This is a genomic window from Aestuariibacter sp. GS-14 (assembly GCF_006494365.1).
Classification (GTDB): Bacteria; Pseudomonadota; Gammaproteobacteria; order Enterobacterales; family Alteromonadaceae; genus Alteromonas; species Alteromonas mangrovi.
In genome coordinates, this window is record NZ_VHIP01000023.1 from 1 (window position 1) to 23685 (window position 23685).

Consider the following 23685-nt stretch of genomic DNA (forward strand, 5'->3'; position numbering starts at 1 on the left):
TGAATTAGCAATGCAACACCCGAGAACAACAAGATAGCGGGTATTGATAGAATGTGTACTGTGGGCATTTCGAAGGAGAAATGCAGTACCAACAAAGTGGCAAAAAGTGTTGCACTTCCAAGTAAAGCTGAAATCGCAACGAATTTTGTCACTTTTGGGTAACTGTTAGCAGCATGAATTGCACAGATACAAAAGAAAACGCCACTCCAAGAGGCCAAACATATTAAGAAGTATTCGATGCTGACAAAGGCCATAATTTGGAAGTAAGCGAGTCCAAAAGCAGAAAAAACCAGCCAAAACAAACTAGATGGGACCAGTAATAAAATAACAATTAGTTTTTTAAATTTAGGGTTGATATTGGATTCCCCTAGGCATCTAACAACTTATTATAGAGAATTCACAGTAACACGTAGTCTTACCCATCCCTGAACTCCCAACATAATTTATTAATAACAATACCTTACACCTGATCATGTGCCAGTTTCCAATGATTTATTTGGATAAGCGAAAAAGTCTATTTGTGGTGAACCAGCCTTTTGATGAGATCCCTGAAATCGCTCCGCGATTCAGGGATGACGAACTTGGGTGGTTTCAAATATTAGATGGGCTGGTGAATGTGACCGCAATTCGCTCTTTGCTGACTGGCAGGTCTTGTATGAGTTGGTAAATGTAATACTCTGCCTTACTGCACTCACTTAACCAAAGTGTTAAGCCAACATGCAGGCCTGAGCTATCACTTCAGGCCTGATTTCAGATACCGTTATTGCAGCATAGCGGTGCTGATTATAATGTCTCTTCAGTACCCCAGTCAGACTCGGAAAGAAAACCACTGGTCGCGTCGGCAGGTAAATTAAGATCCTGACTCTTAGCAAATTCCATAAAGTAGTTGCCGGTATCGTAAAGGCTCATCACGTGGTCGGTCATACCTGAAGCGATGTTATAAATGACTGTTCCCCCACCGGAAGCTTTACTGAATATACTTTGGCCTGCGGCCAGCCAGCTTTGCACCGTATTTTGACTTTGGGCAAGTTTGGCGCTGCTGCTTACGTCGTCTGAGGTTCTTTGGATGTAGGTTTGTACTGCATCGGTAACTCTAACGGTAGTGTAAGAGCCGGTTAAAAATGTGGCGATACCCAAGGTAAGTGATTCTCGTTTTTCAGGCTCAATGGTGTCAATTTCGCTGGTAAATTTCTTTACTTCCGCACTGGCCTGCGCTGAGTATTCACGGTGTTTTTCGATTTCTTCCTTGCTTAAACTGGTACCACTTAACAGAATTTCCCGCTCTTTTTCCAGGGTTTCAATGGTCCCCTTCAAATCCAGTGCCTGAGCCATACACAATTGCGCCCGATTCACCAACACGGCTGCCAGGGTATATTTATCCATGGCTTTTTGCCCAGCAAGCTCAGCACTGTCCTTCGGCCCCATTGGCTGCGAATCGTAAGTTGATATAAAGCTGCTCACATTATCCATGGTAAAAGAATTACATTCCCCGGCGGTAATGAGCGGCTCATTCGCCCAGGCTGGTGCTGTTGTTGTAGAAGTCGATGTTTCAAACATATCAGTAACGCCGGAAAACACATTGCCACCGTTACCTTTTTCAGTGTTGGCACACCCCGACAAACATAAACCAACGGCAATGCTGCCAATTACGCTTTTATAAAAAATAGTGTTACGCATCCTCTGCTCCTCGAATCGTGTGTATCGGGTTATCGAATATTTTTACCGCTTAACATGGCAACCAGTTCCTGAGCCGCTTCCTCAGCCGCGAGTTTGAGGGCATTATTCTTGGCAACAGTGAGTGTAGGGCCTTCGCCGAAATACTGCACCGGCCCAACTTTGGCCACCGCAGCACCGCGGTGACGTACCGACAAAATTTGCCCGGTTACCGATACCGAAATCCGATACATACCGGTTTGTTCGTTGGTTTGCTGTTCATCAATATCCAGTGTACCTATTGCCATATAATCAATAGGATCCTCCAGCCCTCTGAGCCCTTTTAACGCATTGCCTTTGGTTTTGCTGCTGAGATCATTTCCGGTTTGGTAGTCTTCAATAAAACTGTTTACGTCCAGCAGGTAGTCGGTTTCTTCTTCCAGCATGGCGGCGTCGATCACCAGATAGTTGGCATTGGTAAACACGTTACCCATAGCCACATCCACCTCGTTTGCAGTAGCCACCCGATAGGAAATAACGTCACTGATCCGTTTATTCTCAGTTTTAATGCTTGCTGTTTCAGTCTTGGATTTAAAGGTTTCGGTGGTCTCGTCTGTACCCGACTGAGCAATACCTTTACCCTGAGACTTGGTATTGCTGGTGGATTCATTCGTTGTTGAAGTGGTTTCGGCAATTTCTCTGGCAACAAAAACGAAGGTTAAATACGCTTGTTTCGATATATCCACTTCGTCTCCACTGCTAATCAACTTTGCCATTAACATGGGTTCGTTGATTGTGCCTCGCACGGTTACTTCATAGGTATCGTCGTCTTTGTCTTCGTTAGCATCGGTAACCACATAGTCTAAAAAATAGCTTTCTATGTTTTTATCAATTTCAGCCTTCACTTTTTTATAATTTCGAAAATGCGCTTGCTGTACCTCAGCGATGTAGGTTTCAATGGCTTTACGGAGCGCCGCTTGCTCTGCTTCCTTTTTTTCGTCAGAATCCAGCCCCCAACCGCCGTAGCTTATTTTGGCAGTGGCGGATTGCTCAACAGCGAGCACCGGCGACATCCCCAATACACCAATAAATAGTGCAACAATAATCATTACCTTGGATGCATTATTCACCATTAAACAACTCCTTTTTCTGGTTAAACTCGTTAAAACTCGCTTTATTAGACGCATGAATTTTGTGCCACGCTTCAGAAGGACTACTCAGTTGCTGTATCCATTGCGAGAGCAGCGATTCAACCGCGTCCTCAGATGGGCTCCAGTCGTCAGCTTCACTAATATTCTCCGATCCCAGTTTAGGCACGGCCAGGTGATAAAAGCCATTGATGTAATCCCGTCCGGTAGAACGATGACTAAACTTGAGGCCAACACGGGCGCCAAACAGATAGTTGGAATCCTGTTCAACCTTTTTAAAATCGCGTACCAGGATCACAAACTCATAATCAGGCTCTGGCAAGGTAAGGTTATACACATCACCATTGGCGAAGCGCCCCGCCATTTTATTGCCCACCGCATAACCCTTAACAAAAGGCAGCACCGCAAGCCCGTACTGTGACGAAAGCTGCGCAGTAAAGGTCTGTCCAATATGCTGGTTGAACTGCGCTTCCGTGAGGGTTGGTGGAAACCACGCTTTGGCCTGCTCGTGGGTACTCACGCTGGCAACCTGAAAACGGATCCGTTGTTGAGCAAAGGGCTGAACCTGTTGCGCCAGCTGCGCGGCCTTCTGCAATAAGCCACTTGCGCCATCCTGACCAAAATACAAAGCCTCCATACCGTTGAAGGTATCGTCCTGGAGCGGCATATCAGCGGGTACAATATGATTTATCGCCAGTTCAATGGGGTAATTGGCCAGCAGGGTCATATTCGAAAAGTCCATGAACAATAACTGAGCGCCAACTTCGAAAATAATCTTTCGGTTCCGGCCAATCACTTCCTGGCTGATTTTTTCACTTTCTATGGCCAGGCTAACCACCACACTCTCTGAACGACGTAAATTTGCCAGGCCGGTATTCAACTGATAATGAACGGGTGGCTGCGCTTGTAAGTAGGTAAGAAAGCGATTGTCCAGCGTATTGTCGCGGCCAACCTGCGACGGGTTATTGAGTTTCAGGCCGGCGGGGTAATTGGCTTCAACCATGGCGTAAGAGCCAAGAAACGACACACCGGCAAAAAACACGTCGCGCTCAGTGGTTTTGGCTACTGCTGGGATACTGATTATAGCAAGGCAAACAACCAGCCATAATTTGCGTTGTAAACACCGTTTTATGAATGACTTTCCACTGTCGTCAACGGCCATGATCCACCCTGGAATAGTTGTCGATTATTTAAGCATTTTATAGTACATTTTTTTTTCAATTATGACAGTGCTAATTTCTATCACGTCGGTTCAGGGAAGAATTATGTTTACTAAACACGTCGATGCCTCATTATTGTTGTTCAGTGGGTTACTGGCTTTTTCGCCGGCCTTGGCAGAGGAGGTAAAAACACTCCCGTCAACGCACAACGTACCCATGTCCACGCGGACCTCCATCGTGATGCAGAATCTGCTCTCCCAAATGGGGATGAGTTTGCCCGATGATGACAAGGACATGCCAAAACCGACCCCAGCCCCGCAACCAGAGCCTCAGCCGACACCTAAACCTAAGCCAGCGCCTGAGCCCGAACCGAAACCCACGCCAAAACCTGAACCAAAGCCCGAGCCTGAACCCGAAGAAGACGATTTTTTCGGTGACGATGAAGACGATGATTTTTTTTCATCTGATCTCAGCTATGAGGAAATGAAGCAGAAAATGAAAAAAGACTATGCCGACACCAAGGCGGCGTGGCAGAAAGAATATGATGAAACGGTAGCCAAATGGGCGAAGGCAAAAAAACAATACGTCAAAAATATAGACAAGCATAAGAGCGCAACTATTGATATCGAAGCCCAGGCTCAACAAGCTCTTACTGTTAGCTCACCATTAATGGTCAGCGCCGTTTCTAATCCCCTTGATAGTATGCGACCCGGTGAGTTCTATGTGATCCCCAATGCCATGGATGTACCCATAAAAAATCAGGCTTTCAGGGGAACCTGCGCGGCATTTGCTGGCGTCAGAGCCATGGAAACTGTTTTGATACAACGTGATATTGCGGCGGATTTATCGGAACAACATTTCTACTGGTTAAGTAAACCTTCATGTCAAAAATCGCCCTGTAACGACAAGCAAAGTGGCTCCTGGTTTACCGATGGGCTGCTAAATAGTAAGCAAAACAGCGAGGGGGTGTTATCTGAAGCTAACTGTCCTTATGTGGCATTACCCATCTCAACTAACGAAACACAAACGCCTCTGGGGTTTTGTAAGTTTAAGCCAGGCATTCGTTCAGGTGCCTTTCAGCACAAATTAACATTAAACCAGGCTTTGCAGGAAATCAGGGCAAATCATCCGGTAATGGCTGGTGTTAAACTCAGCGACAACTTTTATGAAGATGCCATTATCACTGCAGGTAATATAGGAAAGTATTCCGGTAAAACAGACAGTCACGCGGGGGGCCATGCCATCTTATTTGTTGGCTATATTCGGTTACCTTCAAGCATGAATGAAGGGGACTACTGCATGGTAACGGCAAACAGTTGGGGCGACGGTTGGGCTGCAGGTGGCTATGCTTGTATTACCGAAAACTGGCTTCGTAAACATCAGATAGCTTTTGATTCCTTATCATCTGTAGAAATAACCTCCGAGTACGAGAAGCACATGTTGTAGCAATATTTTTCCGCTTACGTATTCAAGGCAGTTAATGGGATAAACAACACCAAAGGCGTTATTTATCCCCGTCATCCGTTTTTATCAAAAACAGCGCACACAACACAACTATCAACAGTATCGCTTTTAAGCTAAGCGGGAGCGGCAGGATTCCAACCATCCCCGCCACAGCCCCAATACCGCACACCATATAAAAGGATTTATGTGAGCTCATGTTGGTTACACCAATTGTGCAAGTTTAGTGTGGGCAGCGTTAACAGTGTCCACCGTGCCGCCAACTTTTTTGTCGATACAGGTTCTCACGCAACTTAGTCAATTTCCCCGATTGAATTTTGCGCGATAACAGAAGTCACAGTGTAGATAAAGATCGACCACATTGAAGCTGAACTTAAGTGGGTAAAGAAGTCATAGTCATCTGCGACAAGAAGACTAAGGCATAATGATTTAAAGCAGTGACATGGTTGCTGCGCCAGGCATTTTACTTTACAAGCCGCAGCATATTTTAACGCTGGATTTTACCTGTTACATACCTTGGCACTGGTATTACTGCCAGACATTACGCAATGTGCATAACGGTATTTACCACAGGGCTGATTATCTTTACCTTTCCTTTGGGTGCGTATTTGATATTCAAGACTTATCGGTTACTTCGCGCGCTCTCCGAATATAACCACTTCACTAAATCGCTTCGCGCTAAATCGGTAACACAAGTACGTATAAACGATAAAATAACCGAAACCTCCAACCGGGCTAAAACTAAATACTGCCTGATAACGTCACATGGACGACTGACCGTACCGGATAAACTTTATGAAACAGTGAATAAATCTGATGTAATTGATTTGCATCGGGCTGCGCATGTGAATATTACTTATGCAGCAGAGCACAAACCCAGTCGAACGCTGCTCTACTTAGAAAATTAGTTGGGGTGATTGTAATAAAAAAGCCCGGTCAAAGCCGGGCCTGGATGGATTAGATGCTCAGGTTACCCGTGGTTTCCAAAGCTAGCTCTCTGAGCTGGGTAGTTACTGACAGGTATCATTTCCCTGCCCTGAGGCCCATTTCATGCCGTTTTTCAGCAAGGTGATGTTGTGCTCGGCATTGTACACTTCCTTGCGGTGACCAATGGCGCTGTACATCGCTCTGCCAGCACCAATACAGTGTGTCCAGACCAGCGGATGATCTTTACCCATTTCCAGTTCTTTGCCCGGCGTGTACGTGCTTTCATCAATCGACATCACAATGTCGTACCCCTTGGCAGATACACTATCAGAGAACGAATACCACTCATCGTTTAAAACCCAACGCGATGGAATGCCGTCGGCCACCCCGGTGTCGTGATGTGTTACATCCAACGATGCGTCCTGAAACCAGTTATCCCCCAAAGGATGGCCAATAAACTGTGCGCCAATCAGCACATCGCGATACCAGTCCCAAAAATACACCGAATCGCCGCCTGATGCGTGAATGCCCAGGAAACCGCCGCCGTTATTCATGTAATCTTCGAAGGCTTCGCGCTGAGACACCGTGAGCGTATCGCCGCTAACGTTGTTCCAGATTACCAGGTCGAAATCTGCCAGGTTTTCCGAAGTAAATGCACTGCCCTTGGCACTGACTGACACGCCATAACCCATCTCTTTGGCCAGCTTAGTCAGGTTTGCAGTTGCCGTAGTAACAGAGTCTCCGTGATCATAACCATTGATTTTCTGGTAAATCAGGACCTGAATTGGCTCATCACCTAATTCAAACGACACCGGCTCTGCGTCGAAGCGCGCACAGCGTGCAATTTTGTCTTCACGGGTAACCGGTAATTCAGCCAACGCTTTTCGCATTGCAGCGGCATTGTCGTCATCTTTCACACCGGCCCTTTCCAGCAGCTGATCTAGGGTAATAAGTGTGCTGAACGACGGCATGGATTCATTTAAAATCCAGGCTGGCATAGCCGCCAGTACGCCTGGATAATACTGATCTACAATAGCTTTAGCTTTGGGTCGCATTACTACGTCGTATGCTGGCAACGAACTGGAAAATGGCACATCGCGCAGTGAGCAGTCGGTGAGCGCTTCGGCAGCCAGAGTAGAATGCGTGGTAAACAGTGCACTTAACGAAACACTTGCAACCATCATGGCTTTTAGCAGATTGTTATTTTTCATTGTTCCTGATTCCTTATAATGGCCACACGGTCATCCACGCTTTATCCCCTTTTTTGTAAGGAATATCCCGGTAGTCTCCAGGCACTTCGGAAAAGCGCAGTACTTCTGTTGCGCCTACTTTTGACGTAAAGAAGCCAAATATCATGAGCTGTTTATACAGCGTAAAATAATGGGGCAGTCCTTCGTACTCATCCCCCTTCCACGCCGTTTGTTCGCCCCGGTTAAACGCCAGCGCTTCAGCATCGAGCTCACTCGCCAACGCTGTTTTTTGTGATTGCGTTAACGCTACAAACGGTTTGCCAAATTGCTGCTGACTCCGAACATCAATATGGTTAAACCCGGCTTCCATCAGCGCTTGCTGTTCAGCGGTATAGCAATCGCGAAGCATACCAATGAAAAACGCTGGCAAACCCGCTTCTTTGGCTCCGGGCGTGTCAGTGCGAGGTATCACGGTTTCGCACAATTCTGTGATCAGCGCCACCGTGTTCTCACTGAGACCTGCGTCTTTCACGGCAGTTAATGCAGGCTGCGTCTGCCACACTGCCATGGCAGGTGAACACACGAAGCTGGCACCAGTGGCGGTAGCAATAAATTTTAAGAGGTCGCGACGATTCATTACAAATTCCCCCGCTTCAGTTCTTCCACGGCAAAATCCGCCGCCCGGGCAGTCAGTGCCATATAGGTTAAAGATGGGTTCACGCAAGACGATGACGTCATGCAAGCACCGTCGGTAACAAACACGTTTGGCGCGTCCCACACCTGGTTGTGCTTATTAAGCACTGAGGTTTTCGGGTCCCGCCCCATGCGTGCGGTGCCCATTTCGTGGATCCCTTTACCCATATGATAGGTAGATTCCCAGGCCATCGCGTTCTTTAAACCAATGCTATCAAACATCTCTACAATGTCTTCTTTCATGGCTTTACGCATTTTCAGTTCGTTGTTGCGGATTTTGGCATCCATTTCCAGTACCGGCAGTCCCCAGGCGTCTTTCACGTCGTGGTTAAGCGATACTTTATTGCGGTGGTCTGGCAGGATTTCACCAAACCCAACAGTACTCACGCTCCATGGACCAGGCTCACTTAAACCGTCTTTTAAACTGGCGCCAATGCCTAATTCATCAGCGTTGCGGCTGAAGTCGGAACGCGATGCGTTACCCTGGAATCCGAACCCACGCAGGAAATCGCGTTTATCGTCCCCCCAGTTGGCAAATCGCGGAATATAGAAACCCGTTGGCCTGCGGCCATACACGTATTTGTCGAGATGCCCGTCAATTTCGGCCACGCCACCCAGCATGTAATGGTGATCCATGACGTTATGCCCCAACTCGCCAGAACTGGATCCCAGACCGTTGTCCCACAGATCGCGCGCAGAATTCATCAGCAACCAGGCTGAATTAAGCGCAGACGCATTCAGGAAGACAATTTTGCTGTGAAACACTTCGGTTAAGCCAGTTTCAGAATCAATAATTTCAACACCGGTTACGCGCTTTTTGTCTTTGTCGTAAATCAGCTCTTTAACAATAGACAGTGGTCGCAAGGTCAGATTACCGGTTTTGAGTGCGGCTGGCAGGGTAGCTGACTGTGTACTGAAATAGCCGCCAAACGGACAGCCGGTCCAGCATTTATCGCGGTGTTGGCATTTTACACGCCCCTGTTCAGGACGTGATTCAGTAATATGTGCCGTGCGGCCCATAATGATGTGTCGCGCCCCTTTGTATTGCTTTTTCAGGCGTGCCTGCAGATCCTTCTCCACCGCGTTAAACGCAAAAGCGGGCAGGAACTCACCATCAGGTAACACGTCCAAACCATCGCGATTACCGGAGATACCAGCAAACTTTTCTACATAGGAGTACCAGGGCGCAACGTCTTCATAACGGATCGGCCAATCTACCGCAATGCCCTCTTTGCCGTTAGCTTCGAAGTCTGCCGGATTTAACCGGTATGACTGACGCCCCCACAACAGAGAACGGCCCCCAACCTGATAGGCACGAAACCACTGAAAAGGTTCTTTCTCAACATACGGTGCCGTTGTAGCACTTGCCCAGGCGCCCATGGTGGGCTCGTTAAACGGGTAGCCTTTGCCTCGCGCCATGTTCGGTTCAGTTGCCAGTGCTTCCAGACTTGGACGACCATGGTGCGGATAATCCCACAGGTTTTTATTCATGTTCGTGTAGTCTTTGATGTGCTCGACATTTTCGCCGCGCTCAAGCATCAGTACCTTCAGCCCTTTTTCGGTCAGCTCTTTTGCCGCCCAGCCGCCGCTAATCCCTGAACCAACGACAATGGCATCGTATGTATTTTTTGACATATTCAACTCTGTGTTTATTAAAAACTCGCTGCGCTGCACGGCTTGTGTAACCCAACAACCTTTTGTTAGCTTTGTTAACAAAATGTATAAATTGAGTGCAAAATACCCCCCACCGACATCGTTGTCAATCACAAACAAAGCAGTTCGTCGCATTTTAATTTGAGATGAAAAGCAGAAAGACTAGTAAGCCCAATATCACCGATCAAGCTATGACATCGTTATCGTTAAGAAAGGGAGCGTGTATTAGCAGACAGGCATCTTGCCTGACGGTTAACTGACGGTTAACTGACGGTTAACTAACTTCTCCAGAAGCACAGGGTATTAAATCCCAGGTGCTTGTTTACCTGATAGACACCCAGCAGGTTTTGCGAAGCAACCCCGCACGCATAGGCTATCGATGCGCCAATTACGCCAAATGAAGGAATGAGGAAGATCCCCAGCACAACGGTGACAACGCCGCTAATTACTACGTTGTCACGCACTTTCGTTTCGTTACCTGTCATACTCAGCAGATACCCGACCGATCCAGTGGCAATGTTAATAAACTGGCCAATCGCCAAGATCACAAGCGCCGGGGCAGCTTGCCTGAATTCTTCACCGAATACACTCATCAGCCATGCCGGGAATAATAAAATACACAGCGTAACCGGTACCGAAACCGCCAGCATGATCCGCACTGAAATCAGTGCCATCCGTTTAACTCCCGGCATATTGCCTGTGGAATGCATGGCGGCAAACTTGGGGGCGGCTATGGTATTAACGGCAAACAAGATAAAGCTGGTGAGCATAGCGGTGCGTTGTGCAGTGGCGAAATAGGCTACGGATTCAGCGCTTTCCCATACACCCAGCAACAGCTGTGAAGACCATTGAATAACCTGATGCACTATGGCTACTGTCCAAAGTGGCATACAGGTTGCGCGCAACAATGCCGAAGAAAAAGGCGTTTGCCCCTTTGCTTCAGGCGCAGACTGCATCCAAAAATACCAACCGGTAGCGAGTGTGAGCACACTGGCGAAAACAACATAGTCACTCAGCGCTTTCGCATTGTTTACTGGCATTAATAAAATGAGTAGCAATATACCAACTGGCAACACCACACTGGACACCAGCATCGCGCGGGATACTTTCTTAAGCCCCTGCAACGCCTGGGCGTGAATAAGATACAACGCCATAAATGGTGCACTGAACAACATCGTTCTGAACACCATTTCAAAGCCAGGTAACTCAAATACGTTATTGTTCAGCCACTCCGCGCCTAGCCAGCATACCAAAGAGAGTCCAAGCGTTACCGCCAGCGTCCATTGGATAGCTTTACTGAACACACTGTATGTTTGTTTACTGCCTCCACTTGCGACATCGCTGGCAATAAAACGTACAACCGCCTGATCTAAACCAATGCGCCCAGCGGTGGCAATAATGGTAATAAGGGTAAAGGCTAAAAAGAAAAGTCCGGCTTCGGCGGCTCCTATGGTTCGGGTTACCACGACGTTCATTGCGAACAGGCTGATCGCTGCCAGCACCTTTACCAGCAGCCCCGCCAGACTACCCAGCAACATGTCGCGCATATCTGGCTCAGAAAGATAAGCCCGCCAGTTGAGTGTTTTTACCATAGGAGTCGCTTCCAACATCACGCCAGAATGAATTTTTCGATGCTATTCAGTAATTCCTGGTTAGCATAAAGACCCAGATGCCCACCGTGTAAATTGGTTACGTCATCGAGGGTAGACAGTAGCTGCGCCTTGTCATACGTAACATAACAACCGTCCAGCGATTCAAAGTTTTTACACGTTGCCAGTTGATGCTCGTTCCTGTGTTCACCTAACGACGCGCGACGCGGAAACACAACAACCGGTTTAGACTCAATTAATGACGTAATGATGGATCCCATAGCTGCGTGGGCCAGGATCAACGACGCCTTATCGAACTGCGCTTTGTAAGCGTGCTCATCCAGAAATGCGCAATACTCAAAGTGCTTGGGTTGATAACTGCCTTCACCAATCTGACCAAAAATTTCTATTTCCGGGTGTGTTGCCGCAAAGTTATCAACAATTTCAACAAAACGGTCGAACGGTAATTGAGTGCCAACAGTTAAAAATATCATAGTACTCTCCCCTGATATTTAGGGCCGGCTGGCGACGCCAGATTTGGCCATTGCGTTAACCACAAATCAGCGAATGTACCGGCTTTTTTACCCGACAGAGATAACTCCTCAGCATTGGCGATGCTGTCTAACCAGATAGTTTTCGCGCCAATGAGCTTGCCCAGCATGACGGCAAAAAATCCCGGTGCTGCGCCACTGGAAATCACCACATCAGGACGCTTGGTGATAATCAGCCAGCTCATCTGCAAAAAGAGAAGAATAAGTTTTAATTTTTCATCGCCGTTGGCATCGGTGACCAGGGAGAAGTCTTTCCCCATGCCTTCGCGATATTGGTTTGATACATAGCTGGTATCAAAACGGTCAAGCACTGGCTTCAGTCTTAACAATTGAATGAGATGGCCGCCTTGAGAAGCTACTGCTAATATTTTTTTGTTTTTCATGGTGTGACTCCAGTATTAACAAGGGTTAATACAGTTGCTGTACTAACGACACCATAGGTTTTGCATAGGGCGAGCCAACTTTTTATACCTTTAAATACAATGAGTTAACAGAATTCGGAATTATCACTTCAGAATTTTTCGCAAATCAGGAATGGTTTTTAAAATACCCGTATGCAGAATGCAAAACGCGCAGTATTCAGAGCGATTTTGTGGCATATCGCACTTTGCGAAAGCACACATGGCGAATAAGTTCGAAGGCGTTACGAAGTGATGGAAGTGGTGCGGTACGGGGGCTGGCCATCCAATACCGCCATTTCGCAGCAGCAAGAGCATCATTGGTTACTTTCATACGATATCCAATGGCTTTGCTAAGCGTGCCAGGCGAAAGCGAGGTCTTCGAAACACTGTTATGCAGTAATATAAGTGCGTTAGCTAATGCCGATAGCGACTGCACTTTGTTTTTTCTACTCAGCGATCCCGCTGATTCGGTTCTGTAATATAAGGGCAAATTCACAAACGTACAGGAAGCGCCGGCGATCAAAAGCTGACTATATAACAACAAATCTTCGCCGCATTTTATAGCGGGGTTAAACCTGAGCTGATGTGAACGCAGGAACACTGTGCGGATCAGCGGTTTTGTGGAACCCAGCCCCAGACTCACAAAATCGGTTGCACTAACTGAACGCATGTCGGCTTGGGAACACAGCGATGTAAACCGGGAGCCTGAAGGTATGTGCTCTCCGGCTTTAGTAAGATAGTAACTGTCGATTACCATATCCCGCCGCTGATGCTGGGCGACAGCAAGTAACGTAGCCAGGCGGTAAGGGGCAAACCTGTCATCGGCATCCAGTACTGCTATCCACTGTCCTTTGGCTGCCAATAATGCAAGATTTCGAGCCGCACCAGGCCCGCGGTTATCCGGCGTTTGAAACACGCGAATTCGGTTATCGCGCATAGCAAGCTGAGTGGCAATGGTCAGGGTATTATCGGTTGAACAATCATCTACAATAAGCAGTTCAACATCACACCCTTGTTGCTGTAATGCCGATTCAATTGCCACAGGTAAGGTTTGGCTGGCATTGTAGGCAGCAATGACCACTGACACTAAGGTATTCATATCGTCAATTTACTCTGTAGCATTATAAAACCGCAGACAATTTTAAATTCACCAATCCACGTAATACTGATCTGATGGTTTGAAGATTCGCTGCTGATGAATACGACGCATCATATCGTTGACGGGCACAGCGTGCCGCCTGCTCAACTAACCCTGCGTTTGCAATGTATCTGGCAATCGCGGATGCCAGCGCTTGTTGATCGCCGGGTTCAATTAACAGCCCGGTTTGGTCGTTGGGGATGGCTTCAGGAATACCACCCACGGTAGTGCTGATCACCGCCAGTCCGGCAGACATGGCTTCCAATATTGCAATGGGTAAACCTTCATTGTGAGACGGTAACAAGAGTACATCCGATTCGTTCATCAAGCGGTACTTTTGCTCACCGGTTACCCAGCCAATCACGTCGAAATACGCACACAGATCGCGTTCTTTTATCAGCGTTTTTAGCTGTTCAATTTCGCCGTTACCGCCAACGGTTATTGTGAACCCAGTAACGCCTTGCGCTTTCAATATCGCTACTGCGTCCACTAAATCATAAATACCTTTGCGCTGTCCGATATACCCCAGAAACAGCAGCTTAGTTACCGCATTGGCACTGAAACGGCGTTCATGAAAAAGCCCTTCAAATACTGGCGAGGGAAAGTTATTAATGATGCGAATATCAGCGTCGGGCGCAATGGATCCAACATAGTTTGCCCAGTACTGCGACAACACAAAAACGCTGTCTGCGCCGTTGAGAACGTATTTCACCAGTCCCCGGTAAAACCCACCAGCACTGTCGTAGGTGCGGGCAAACACCGAACCATGCAGGTGAAATATGACTTTGCACTTAAACAAGCGGCATACAAAAATAAACAGGGCCTTACGGTAAATGCTGCCTTTGTGTGAGCCATGTAAATGGCAAACAGACACCTTCCCCCTGAATAACAAGCTCAGCAGCGAAGCCAGCGCTGCGAAATAAGTATAAAAACGCTTAATCATGCCGCCATCGTCGTGGGATGCAATCAGATAGAGATCGTAATCGTCGTATACCCCGGCCTGGATATGATTCTCAATAACGGCGTGAATACCGCCTTTGGCCTTGGTACCCACAACGGCGATGCCTTTGCGTTCAGTTACAGTGTTCATGATAATCCTCCGGCAGGAATGCCAACGTGATTTGAAACGGGTTGTCGCGCTGTTTTGCGCCATCCATTCGGATCGCTTTCCAGCAACGTAATAAACCACCCAAAAATGGTCAGGTGGTAAAGTGATTGGGCGTTTGAAGACAGCGCACTGGTTAACAACAACAAAAATAACAACAGGCTGGCTTCCGGGCGTTTGAGCGCGCATACCATGAAGGTCATGGACAGTAGCAGCAGAAAATAGCCGGGAATACCGGTTTCGCCGATAACATGCGGCCAGTAGGTATCGTAGAAATACTGGCCCAACTGGATCCACCATAAATCTTTCATGGCGTTATATTCGTAAACCTTGGCCACATCGGCCGCTGCATGGCTGCCAATGGTGCCCCAACCGCCGCCCCAAAAATTGCTGTCGAATAATTCAAAGACTGCCTCGACCAGAAAAATAACTCGGGGTGACTCGAAGTTTTCAAGCACATACCACACGTTGTTTTTGTCGATACACAGGTAGGCAATGAGCCAGGTGAAAAACGCAAACACAATGAGTGCAAGCAACGGGCGGTAGTCTACATTGAGTGCGTTTTGCACTTTCAGCGCCATTAGCGCCATAAACATCAGCATCAGCTCAAGGCGCTGGATAGCAACGAACACGAATACGATGCAAATGAAGATCATCGAGTAACCAAAGCGGATATTGCCGCGACGGTACTCCACACTGATAAGCACAGCGGCAATAGTAAAAAACAAGGCAGACTGCCCGGGATGCCAGAACCAACCAACAAACCGGGGTAATAACATGCCCCCGAAATGTCCGGGTTCAAAATGCCCACCACTGGAAAACAGCGCGTTGTAAGCACCGGATGCCCCAGCCTGAAAAACAATCAGTAAAATGCATAGAAAAATAAGCGGCTTGATCACGTTCACTGTGCGGCGGGTCCAGATTTCTTCACACTTGGCAACCGAGAACAGCATCATCATGGGAAAGAATTTGAGCTCGTGATACATCTGAACCAAAATGATCTTCATGCCTTTCTGATTCGCCAGCGAAATAAGAACGCCATACAGCAAATAGCCAATGTACATCGCCAGCGACAGCCACCAGTAAAAATTGAGCCTGGGTTTAATAACGGTTACCAGCAGGCCAATCGCGATAATGGGGAACAGTTTTTCAATCAGATCGAATGGACCATACAAAGCAAGGCTTATCTTTTTCACAAACAGGAAAAACAGTTCGAGACAAAACATCCCGAACAAAATATGCGGTACGATAGAGACTTGCTTTGTGTCGTTCATTGTTGATACAACGCCGACAACAACTGAGTGTCAGGGGTATTTGGCAATATCTTGCTCTTCTCATCGTTGAGCAATTGCAGAAAGTACGCCCTGTCTTCATTAGACAGCTCTGGCTTTTTACCCGTATTGCGTTCCATTAGTGCGCGCTTCATCGATGTGACAAACTTCTCAGGAAACGCTGCTACAAACAGGCTCTTGGCGAAGGATTTGCGCATCAGTACTTTTTGCAACACTTTGGAGTGAGGCACGCCGGAGCGGTTGGCAAAGTCTTGTTGCCAGGTAATCGAACACAGGCCAATAAACCCGGCAACCACGTCCATTACCCGCTGATTATCCTTGGCGTAATCACGGTAACTCACCACCATCAGGCGATCGCCCAACAACTGTCGGGCGTACTGTGTTGCCTCAACAAACCGACTGGATTGCAAATTGCGCCAGATAGGCAAATAGCGATCGCGAGCCCCTGCCAACTCCTGCTCTACTGCCTCCCTGAACGACAAGGTTTCCCGGGCGTCGCGAACCAGATGCGCATACGCAGAAAATGCGCGCTCAATCGGGTCGCGCAACATAATGATGTACTTTGCAGAGGGAAATTGTGCGTTGATATGTTGCAGCACACCAGGATGTTCAATTGACATGGCAGACCCGTCGATTGACAGCTTTCCAGGTTCATACAGTGATTGATACTGCGATTCATCGGTAACAAACATCTGACTCACCGTGTCGTTGTCGGCGGGGCCGGCAAAGTGGTTGCCCATCACCTTGGCAAAATGAAAGTGGGGCTCTTTGCGTTTGGTTTTCGACACATCAGGATGTTGCATCAACTGGTTGTACAAACTGGTTGTTGCACATTTGGTAAAGCCCAAAATAAATACGTCTGGCACAGACACCTCCTGTTTTACTCACAAATAGCTGAGCGCGTAATTTGAACGCCAACAACGAACTTGTTCCCGCTGTTGCAAAAGGGTCAGTGCCAGAACTGTACCAACGCGGTACGGAGTGTATACGTGCCAATCAGACTGCGGCCTGCAGACTGATTGGGCTAATTGCCTGAAATCACGTCTTTTTGCAGAGCTATTTGCAATATGCGAATACCGCTGCAAAACCCATGAAATATCCGCAATTCTCTTTGCAAAATAAGAATGCGCCTGTGAACACAACATTTCCCATTAAAACGTCGAGAAAAAAATAATTTCGCTAATTCATATACATACAACATTAACACGCCCTATTTCAGGCTAATTTATCAGGCCGGTTTGCTTCTTGCTGAATACATTCCATCTGAGATGTTTTTTTGAAGCCATTTACCGTGCTTCGAGGATGGAAAAAGATGAGCTGGAAAACCCAGACCCGAATCGTATTTTCACTGCTGCTGGTAGCTATGCTGTCTGGCTGCTTTGCTACAGAGAACCTGGTTCATGTTCCAAGACACGACAATATGACTAGTGTCGATGACTACGACCTGCGTCTTTATCGTCAGTCGCAGCACATCTTCAATCCCATGCCAATTGATGCACGCGTCATGCAATTGCGTTTACAGCCCCGAGTTGAACATCTGGTATTTCTAGTGGATCAAAGCGCATCGTTGAACGACTCAGCTCAAGGACTGGATACCCGCTTTTACGCCAAGGAAGTGGTGCGTCGTTTTGTAAAAACCATGCCTACCCAGCCGATAAGCAGCACCATTGTGACTTATAACAATGAACCTGCATTACAGCTTTATGCGCCACTTGACGCAAGATTGACCATTGCCACGCGCTTCCCCAATGAACTTGAATTTTTGTTGTCGGGTCACCGCACCGCGCAGCATATTCAGGTGAAATCACTGTCGGTTGCCATTGATTTTGTGTCTGAGCTGGTTGGCAATCTGCCCGGACCGTCCGCTGTGGTACTGGTTACTGAATGGGCCCAAATCGACGAATCTGTTGAACTGGCTGTCATGCGTATGCGTCAGCGTACCACCTTTGGACGCAATGCCCATGTGGTAGTGCCAGAGGCCAGTGCAATTGCCTGGCCGCAAAGTCATTCAGGCTTGTGCTTTTACACTGTGGGTGTAGGCAACCGTCTGTCACGCAGCCGCCTGGAAAATGCTGACAGCTGTGGCTTCTCATCAGCGGTAGATAAAGTTGCTCAACCCAGCAACATGGCAAACTTTGTGGAATCAGTGCTGTTCAGAGGCCCGGCCGACGAAGATAACGACGGCATTTATGACTACCAGGACCTGTGTCCTGCCACACCTGCTCACAAAATTGTTGATTACAGAGGCTGCCCGCGTTTTCAGTAAACCGCTCCTGGAGATTTTCATCATGAAACAATTAAACAAGTGGATTTTAGCCCTGTTGGGTGCGGTTACAGTAAGCGGCGTGAGCCATGCACAGGTAGAGCGCGTGATGGTACCCACGCTGGAAGAGCAACAGCGCCGTGAGGCCTTATTAACCGCACAATCTGCCGATTCATCACAAGATACCACCCGCTATCAGGTAATTGTACAAGACAGCAACATGCAACAAGCCACCACGCCCAGTCAGTTGGAACAGAACGTAACGGAATCGCTGCGCCCGGTTACCCTGGAAGAGGAAATCCAGCAGCAGCGCGTACAAGACAAACTGGAACTGTTCGGCTACGACATGTTTTCAGGCGTGTCATCTACCTTTGCACCGGTGTCTGATATGCCTGTGCCTTACGACTACGTTATCGGCCCCGGCGACACCTTCACCATTCAGGCTTTTGCCGCAACGAACGTACAATACGATCTTACCGTTACTCGCGAAGGTCTGCTGTTAATTCCCGATGCGGGAGCGGTAACCGTTAGCGGGCTAACCTTTGAAGAAGCCAAAAAAGTCATTTCCGAAGCCATTGAAATAAAGCGCATTGGTATTAAAACCATTGTCACGTTATCGGAGTTTCGTTCTATTCACATTATGTTGGTAGGTGAAGTGACTAAGCCAGGCAGCTATTCTGTTAGCGGATTTTCTACCCTTATCAACGCGTTAGTTTCCAGTGGTGGCATTAAACGCACTGGCTCGCTGCGCAACATTCAGGTAAAGCGCAACGGCCAGGTAGTCACTACGTTTGACTTGTATGCCTTACTGCTAAAAGGTGACGACAGCGCCAATATTTACCTTCGCCAGGGTGACCTGATTTTTGTGCCTCCGGTGGGCCCAACCGTAGGTATTGCTGGCGAGATCTTGCGCCCGGCTATTTACGAAGTGTCCAAAGAAAAGAATGTAAAAGCGATTCTGGAACTGGCCGGAGGGTTACTACCTACTGCCAACGCCAAAACCGCGCAAATTGAGCGTATCTCCAATGGCGGTATGTACACGTTGCAGCAAGCCAACCTGAAAAACAACGGCAACGATGTCGCCATAAACAACGGCGATCTTATCCGTATTTTCCCGGTACTGGATAAAATGGACGACGTTGTGTTGCTGTCGGGTCATGTACTCACACCGGGCGGATTTCAATGGTTTGAAGGCATGAAAGTGACCGATCTGATTCAGTCTAAAAGTATTCTGCGCCAGGGGGCGGAATTTGATGCCGCAATGATCCAGCGCGAGAACCGTGAAGACAAACGTACCGAAGTCATTTACTTCAACCTGTGGAATGCCATTGCCGACAAATATTCAGCAGACAATTTAACGCTGCAACCCCGCGATCAACTGATCATTTTTGATACCCATTCTCCTCGCGCCGGTCAACTCACTAAAGTAGTGAACAAACTGGAAAACGAAGCCACCGCCGACAATCCTATTAAAGTGGTGGACTTTAAGGGTGCAATACCCCATGCAGGAACTTACCCGCTGCACATGGGGGCTCGATTACTGGATATGGTGAAGTATGCCGGCGGTTTAGAAGCAGGCGTTGATCTCAACTATGCCCTGCTGGCCAGAACCGATTTGGCGACCGACCGTTTGTATTTCATTCGGATATCGCTGAATGAAGCCCTGAACAACAACACCGATCACAACCTGGTACTTCAGCCTAAAGACAAAGTGTATTTGTTTAACAAAGACATCGACCGCGCCAGTTTAATTCAAACGCCACTGGAGCGTGTTAAGCGGGAAACCCAGTTTGGTCAGCAGGCACCGGTAGTGGAAGTGAGTGGTTCGGTATTTCACCCCGGTGCATACCCTATGGTACCGGGCATGCGGGTGGAAGACCTGATTGCTGCCGCCGGCGGTATGAAAGAGGAAACCTATGGGTTGGCTGCCACGCTGTCTCGTCAGGTACTGATGGATAGCGAATTCAGTCGCACCGACTCGCGGGCCATCAGCCTCACCAAAAACGATCCGTTGCTCGATACCACCGATTTGATTCTGCATCCCCGGGATCATCTGGTGCTGCGCATGAAACCAGAGTGGGTTCAGGCACCACAGTATGTTGAGATTGAAGGCGAAATCACCTTCCCAGGCAGATACCGCATCGACAAACGCGAAACCCTGTGCTCATTAATGCAAAAAGCCGGTGGCTTTACCGAAGACGCCTACCTGTTTGGCACCGTTTTCCTGCGCGACAGCGTGCGTAAAAAAGAACAAAAAGCACTGGATCGCATGTTTGAGGAATTAACCCGTTTACTCGCCGACACCCATGTATCTCAAGGTGTGAACAAAGACGAAAAAATGCCAAAAGATCAGCGTGCCGATGACATTTACGACGTGATCAAAAAGATGGCGCCGGAAAAAGCCGTCGGCCGTATGGTGGTGGATGTGCATAGCGCGGTAACACGCTGCGACGAAACCTCAGATATCGTGCTGGAAAACGGCGACCGCATTATTGTGCCTAAGTACCTGGATGAAGTGAGTGTAATTGGCCAGGTATATTTCCCTACCTCGCACAAATTCCGCTCTGACCGCGCTGCGCTGGATTACATAGGATTAAGTGGCGGCGTGAAAGAGTTGGCCCAGTATGAGCATGCTTATATTGTGCAGGCCAACGGCGAGGTGATGTCTGTTCGTTCCAGCACCAGCGGGTGGGGACTGTTCAATTCGCCTGCCAACGTAAAAGTTACACCGGGTTCTACCATTTTTGTACCACTGAGTGTCGACCGTATCAACGGCCGGGAATCTGCCGAAAAATGGGTAGACATTATTTATAAAAACATCATTGCCACCGCAATGCTTGCCAACCTGCTTAACTAAGTACGGAGTAATTCGATATGGCACATCACAACGACACAGGCGGGCATGTAGCAGAATATGAACTGCTCCTTAAATTCCTGCATCAATTGCTTACGTACAAGTTTCGCATCGCACTGGTAGCCATTACCGGGGCCGCCATTGTGCTGGGCTTATCGCTGATGCTGGACAACCGTTATTCGGCACAGGCCACGGTAGCTATTAACATCAGCGAAGATCCCGGTGGCGTTCAACCCAACAATTACAGAGGGGTAAACACCATTGGCGTGCTGGAATACGATTTCATTATTGATGGCACCCAGGAAAACGAACGCGAACGCCTGCTGGCAAGAATGGACTCATTTGGTTTTATCAGCGCTTTCATCGAACAACAAACATTGCTGCAATGGCTGTACGAGGATCAATGGGACGCCAGCACTGAACAATGGCTGGACGGCTTTGAGCCCGATATGCGCGAAGCGGTTAAAAAGTTTAAAACCGATGCTTTGTACGTGTTTACCGACAAAAAAACCGACCTGCTGAATGTGCGGATCACATCAAAATCCCCTGAGTTTTCCACCAAGCTGGCCAATGTGTTCGTGAAATCATTTAACGATTACCTGCGTCAGCTGGATCTGGAGGAAATTCAAAGCCGCCGAAACTACCTGGAACAACGCCTGAGCGAAATCAAAAACTCTGAAATTCAGCGCTCCATATTCCGTTTGCTGGAAACGCAACTGGCAGTGGAATCGTTGATCAACGCGCGGGCCAACTACCCACTGGAAGTGATTCAGCCAGCAACAGTTCCCCTGTTCGAGTCGTACCCTGCTCGCAAGCAATGGGCAGCCATTACGTTTGTGCTACTGCTGTTTGCCGGCATTTTCTTTGTGATATCCATGAACGCAGTCAATGCATTACGCCGTGACTTAAAAGCCTTTGCTGAACGCCATGAACCCAAAAGATTAAACCCGCCGGCCCCTTCTTACTATACGGAGTAACCCCATGAGAAACGTTGCAAAACAAGTAACAAAATCGCGTTTCGAGGATCACCTGCTGTTATACGTCATCATGTATTTGCTATTGATCGCGCCTCCGCGTGCTTTCAGAATAAAGCTGTCTGAAAAGGCCAATCACGGAGAACTGGCCCGTATTCCTACCTTCATGGTAGTGAGTATTGAACTGGTGCTGCGCATTGTATTTGTGCTGGTGTTAGCCGCGTGTATTGAAGGTTTTCTGGGCAATACGTTTTACGAAACACACCGACTGGATGTCTTCTTTGTTACTCTGGTGAGTGTGGGAATAGTGCATACCTGCGCGTATTTTCTCATTTTCAACACGCGTGCTACCGCTTCGGTAAAGCCTATGCTGGCCCTGCTCTACCGACTGATAAGAAATACCTGCTATGCAATGCTAACCGGTTTTGCGGCCGTGATCCCGGTACTGATCTGGAATTGGGACCACCAGTTGCCGCCTTACACCGATGGTCTGGCTGTTCAGTTGTATATATGGACGTCAACAGGCTTTTTTGTGCTTGGCCTGGTTGAAGCAAGGTATATGAATCGCATCCCGTTGGGCGCAGAAGCAGAGCGAACAATGATATCGGGTTAAAGGGACCCCAGCCGAAGCAAGACTTATCCTCAAAAGCAAAGAGCAGCAGAGCGCTGGATACCACGCACTGCTGCATGTTGAGGCTTACAAGCCGCTAAGCACGTTATCGATATCGTGGGCACAGTGACGATTTGCTACCTGACCGTCGTCACCCCATGTGCGATTAACAATACGCCCGCGTCGAACAGCCGGTCTTGCGTCGATTTGCTTTGCCCAGCGCTGCAGGTGGGTATATTCATTCACTTGCAGGAAGGTAGCCGCATTGTAAAGACGCCCAAGTACCAATTGACCATACCAAGGCCAAATCGCAATATCAGCAATGGAATAACTGCTGCCAGCCATATACTCGTTGCTTGCTAAATGCTTATCCAGTAAATCCAGCTGTCGCTTGGTTTCCATGGTGAAGCGGTTGATGGGGTATTCCATTGGATAGGGTGCATAACTGTAAAAGTGCCCAAAGCCTCCGCCCAAATAGGGCGCCGAGCCCATTTGCCAGAATAACCAGTTCATGCAGGCCACTTTTTCGTGCGGCGATGCAGGAATGAAATGATCAAATTTTTCTGCCAGATACAACAGGATAGAACCCGACTCGAATAGCATGGTTTGTGGAGACGTAGTGGTATCCACCATGGCCGGAATTTTGGAGTTTGGATTCACCTCAACAAAACCAGATGAAAACTGGTCACCCGAACTGATATCTACCAGCCAGGCGTCGTATTCGGCATCGGCTACACCAGCAGCGAGCAATTCTTCCAGCATGATCGTCACTTTCTGCCCGTTAGGGGTAGCAAGCGAATACAATTGCAGCGGTTGTTTACCCGTTTGACGGGCTTTCTGATGCGTTGCACCCGACACAGGTCGATTGATACTGGCCCATTTATTCCCGTCACTTTCGGGTTGCTGCCATACTTCAGGTGGTGTGTACTGCTTGTGTTCTGTCATTCGTATCACTCCTTTTTGATTTCGTCTGTTCGCCAATGGTGTCGTGGAACACTGACTGGCCTTAATCACTACGTTGGT

Annotated in this window: 21 protein-coding genes; 6 read left to right on the forward strand and 15 right to left on the reverse strand. The window is 48.1% G+C overall.

What is annotated here, in order from left to right; genetic code table 11:
* The 4 genes from FJ444_RS21525 to FJ444_RS20555 all read right to left on the reverse strand — a co-directional run.
* On the reverse strand, window positions 1-302 hold a 302-nt coding region (locus FJ444_RS21525; RefSeq protein WP_219993933.1), incomplete at its 3' end, for a hypothetical protein.
* 481 nt (window positions 303-783) lie between these two features.
* A complete protein-coding gene (locus FJ444_RS20545) occupies window positions 784-1677 on the reverse strand; it encodes a hypothetical protein (protein WP_140961702.1) in 894 nt (297 codons plus the stop codon).
* 29 nt (window positions 1678-1706) lie between these two features.
* Entirely contained in the window at window positions 1707-2786 is a 1080-nt protein-coding gene (locus FJ444_RS20550; protein ID WP_140961704.1) for a hypothetical protein, read from the reverse strand.
* Complete coding sequence (locus FJ444_RS20555; RefSeq protein ID WP_140961706.1) at window positions 2776-3963, reverse strand: hypothetical protein; 1188 nt, start codon at window positions 3961-3963, stop codon at window positions 2776-2778. The genes FJ444_RS20550 and FJ444_RS20555 overlap by 11 nt, the downstream gene beginning before the upstream one ends.
* 103 nt (window positions 3964-4066) lie before the next feature.
* Between FJ444_RS20555 and FJ444_RS20560 the strand changes: the two genes are divergently transcribed.
* Window positions 4067-5407, forward strand: coding sequence for a C1 family peptidase (locus FJ444_RS20560; RefSeq protein WP_140961708.1), 1341 nt, complete (start codon window positions 4067-4069; stop codon window positions 5405-5407).
* A gap of 563 nt (window positions 5408-5970) precedes the next feature.
* Window positions 5971-6330, forward strand: coding sequence for a hypothetical protein (locus FJ444_RS20565; protein ID WP_140961710.1), 360 nt, complete (start codon window positions 5971-5973; stop codon window positions 6328-6330).
* Window positions 6331-6432: 102 nt separating this feature from the next.
* Here the strand turns inward: FJ444_RS20565 and FJ444_RS20570 are convergent, their stop codons facing one another.
* The 10 genes from FJ444_RS20570 to FJ444_RS20610 all read right to left on the reverse strand — a co-directional run bounded on the left by FJ444_RS20570 (window position 6433) and on the right by FJ444_RS20610 (window position 16827).
* The gene (locus tag FJ444_RS20570; RefSeq protein ID WP_140961712.1) at window positions 6433-7560 is read right to left on the reverse strand and encodes a ThuA domain-containing protein; all 1128 of its coding nucleotides are present in this window, start codon (window positions 7558-7560) and stop codon (window positions 6433-6435) included.
* Window positions 7561-7573: 13 nt separating this feature from the next.
* The gene (locus FJ444_RS20575) at window positions 7574-8176 is read right to left on the reverse strand and encodes a gluconate 2-dehydrogenase subunit 3 family protein (RefSeq protein WP_140961714.1); all 603 of its coding nucleotides are present in this window, start codon (window positions 8174-8176) and stop codon (window positions 7574-7576) included.
* Window positions 8176-9867 (reverse strand): GMC oxidoreductase, encoded by a 1692-nt coding sequence (locus tag FJ444_RS20580; RefSeq protein ID WP_140961716.1) that lies wholly within the window; start codon window positions 9865-9867, stop codon window positions 8176-8178. Before FJ444_RS20580 ends, FJ444_RS20575 begins: the two co-directional genes overlap by 1 nt.
* 296 nt (window positions 9868-10163) lie before the next feature.
* A complete protein-coding gene (locus FJ444_RS20585; protein WP_181405254.1) occupies window positions 10164-11477 on the reverse strand; it encodes a lipopolysaccharide biosynthesis protein in 1314 nt (437 codons plus the stop codon).
* Window positions 11478-11494: 17 nt separating this feature from the next.
* On the reverse strand, window positions 11495-11968 hold the full coding sequence (locus tag FJ444_RS20590) for a glycosyltransferase (RefSeq protein ID WP_140961720.1): 474 nt from the start codon (window positions 11966-11968) through the stop codon (window positions 11495-11497).
* Window positions 11965-12408 carry a UDP-N-acetylglucosamine--LPS N-acetylglucosamine transferase gene (locus FJ444_RS20595; RefSeq protein WP_140961722.1) on the reverse strand — a complete coding sequence of 148 codons (444 nt, stop codon included), beginning with the start codon at window positions 12406-12408 and terminating at the stop codon, window positions 11965-11967. The genes FJ444_RS20590 and FJ444_RS20595 overlap by 4 nt, the downstream gene beginning before the upstream one ends.
* 196 nt (window positions 12409-12604) lie before the next feature.
* Window positions 12605-13525, reverse strand: coding sequence for a glycosyltransferase family 2 protein (locus FJ444_RS20600; RefSeq protein WP_140961724.1), 921 nt, complete (start codon window positions 13523-13525; stop codon window positions 12605-12607).
* 22 nt (window positions 13526-13547) lie between these two features.
* The gene (locus FJ444_RS20605) at window positions 13548-14654 is read right to left on the reverse strand and encodes a glycosyltransferase family 4 protein (RefSeq protein WP_181405255.1); all 1107 of its coding nucleotides are present in this window, start codon (window positions 14652-14654) and stop codon (window positions 13548-13550) included.
* Window positions 14651-15943 (reverse strand): hypothetical protein, encoded by a 1293-nt coding sequence (locus FJ444_RS21450; protein ID WP_181405256.1) that lies wholly within the window; start codon window positions 15941-15943, stop codon window positions 14651-14653. The genes FJ444_RS20605 and FJ444_RS21450 overlap by 4 nt, the downstream gene beginning before the upstream one ends.
* Complete coding sequence (locus tag FJ444_RS20610; RefSeq protein WP_181405257.1) at window positions 15940-16827, reverse strand: sulfotransferase; 888 nt, start codon at window positions 16825-16827, stop codon at window positions 15940-15942. Before FJ444_RS20610 ends, FJ444_RS21450 begins: the two co-directional genes overlap by 4 nt.
* Window positions 16828-17273: 446 nt before the next feature.
* Here FJ444_RS20610 and FJ444_RS20615 point away from each other — a divergent pair, with 446 nt between their 5' ends.
* From FJ444_RS20615 to FJ444_RS20630, 4 genes are read left to right on the forward strand one after another with little or no spacing between them, the layout of a single operon-like run.
* Window positions 17274-18227 carry a VWA domain-containing protein gene (locus FJ444_RS20615; RefSeq protein WP_140961729.1) on the forward strand — a complete coding sequence of 318 codons (954 nt, stop codon included), beginning with the start codon at window positions 17274-17276 and terminating at the stop codon, window positions 18225-18227.
* A 22-nt stretch (window positions 18228-18249) separates the two neighbouring features.
* Window positions 18250-21081: an SLBB domain-containing protein gene (locus FJ444_RS20620; RefSeq protein WP_181405258.1), complete on the forward strand. Its 2832-nt coding sequence runs from the start codon at window positions 18250-18252 to the stop codon at window positions 21079-21081.
* A gap of 17 nt (window positions 21082-21098) precedes the next feature.
* Window positions 21099-22055: a hypothetical protein gene (locus FJ444_RS20625; RefSeq protein ID WP_140961733.1), complete on the forward strand. Its 957-nt coding sequence runs from the start codon at window positions 21099-21101 to the stop codon at window positions 22053-22055.
* Between the two features lie 4 nt (window positions 22056-22059).
* Window positions 22060-22665 carry a hypothetical protein gene (locus FJ444_RS20630; protein ID WP_140961735.1) on the forward strand — a complete coding sequence of 202 codons (606 nt, stop codon included), beginning with the start codon at window positions 22060-22062 and terminating at the stop codon, window positions 22663-22665.
* A gap of 84 nt (window positions 22666-22749) precedes the next feature.
* On the opposite strand, the gene yghU is transcribed toward FJ444_RS20630, so the two are convergent.
* On the reverse strand, window positions 22750-23607 hold the full coding sequence (gene yghU, locus FJ444_RS20635) for a glutathione-dependent disulfide-bond oxidoreductase (RefSeq protein ID WP_140961737.1): 858 nt from the start codon (window positions 23605-23607) through the stop codon (window positions 22750-22752).
* Between the last annotated feature and the right edge of the window lie 78 nt (window positions 23608-23685).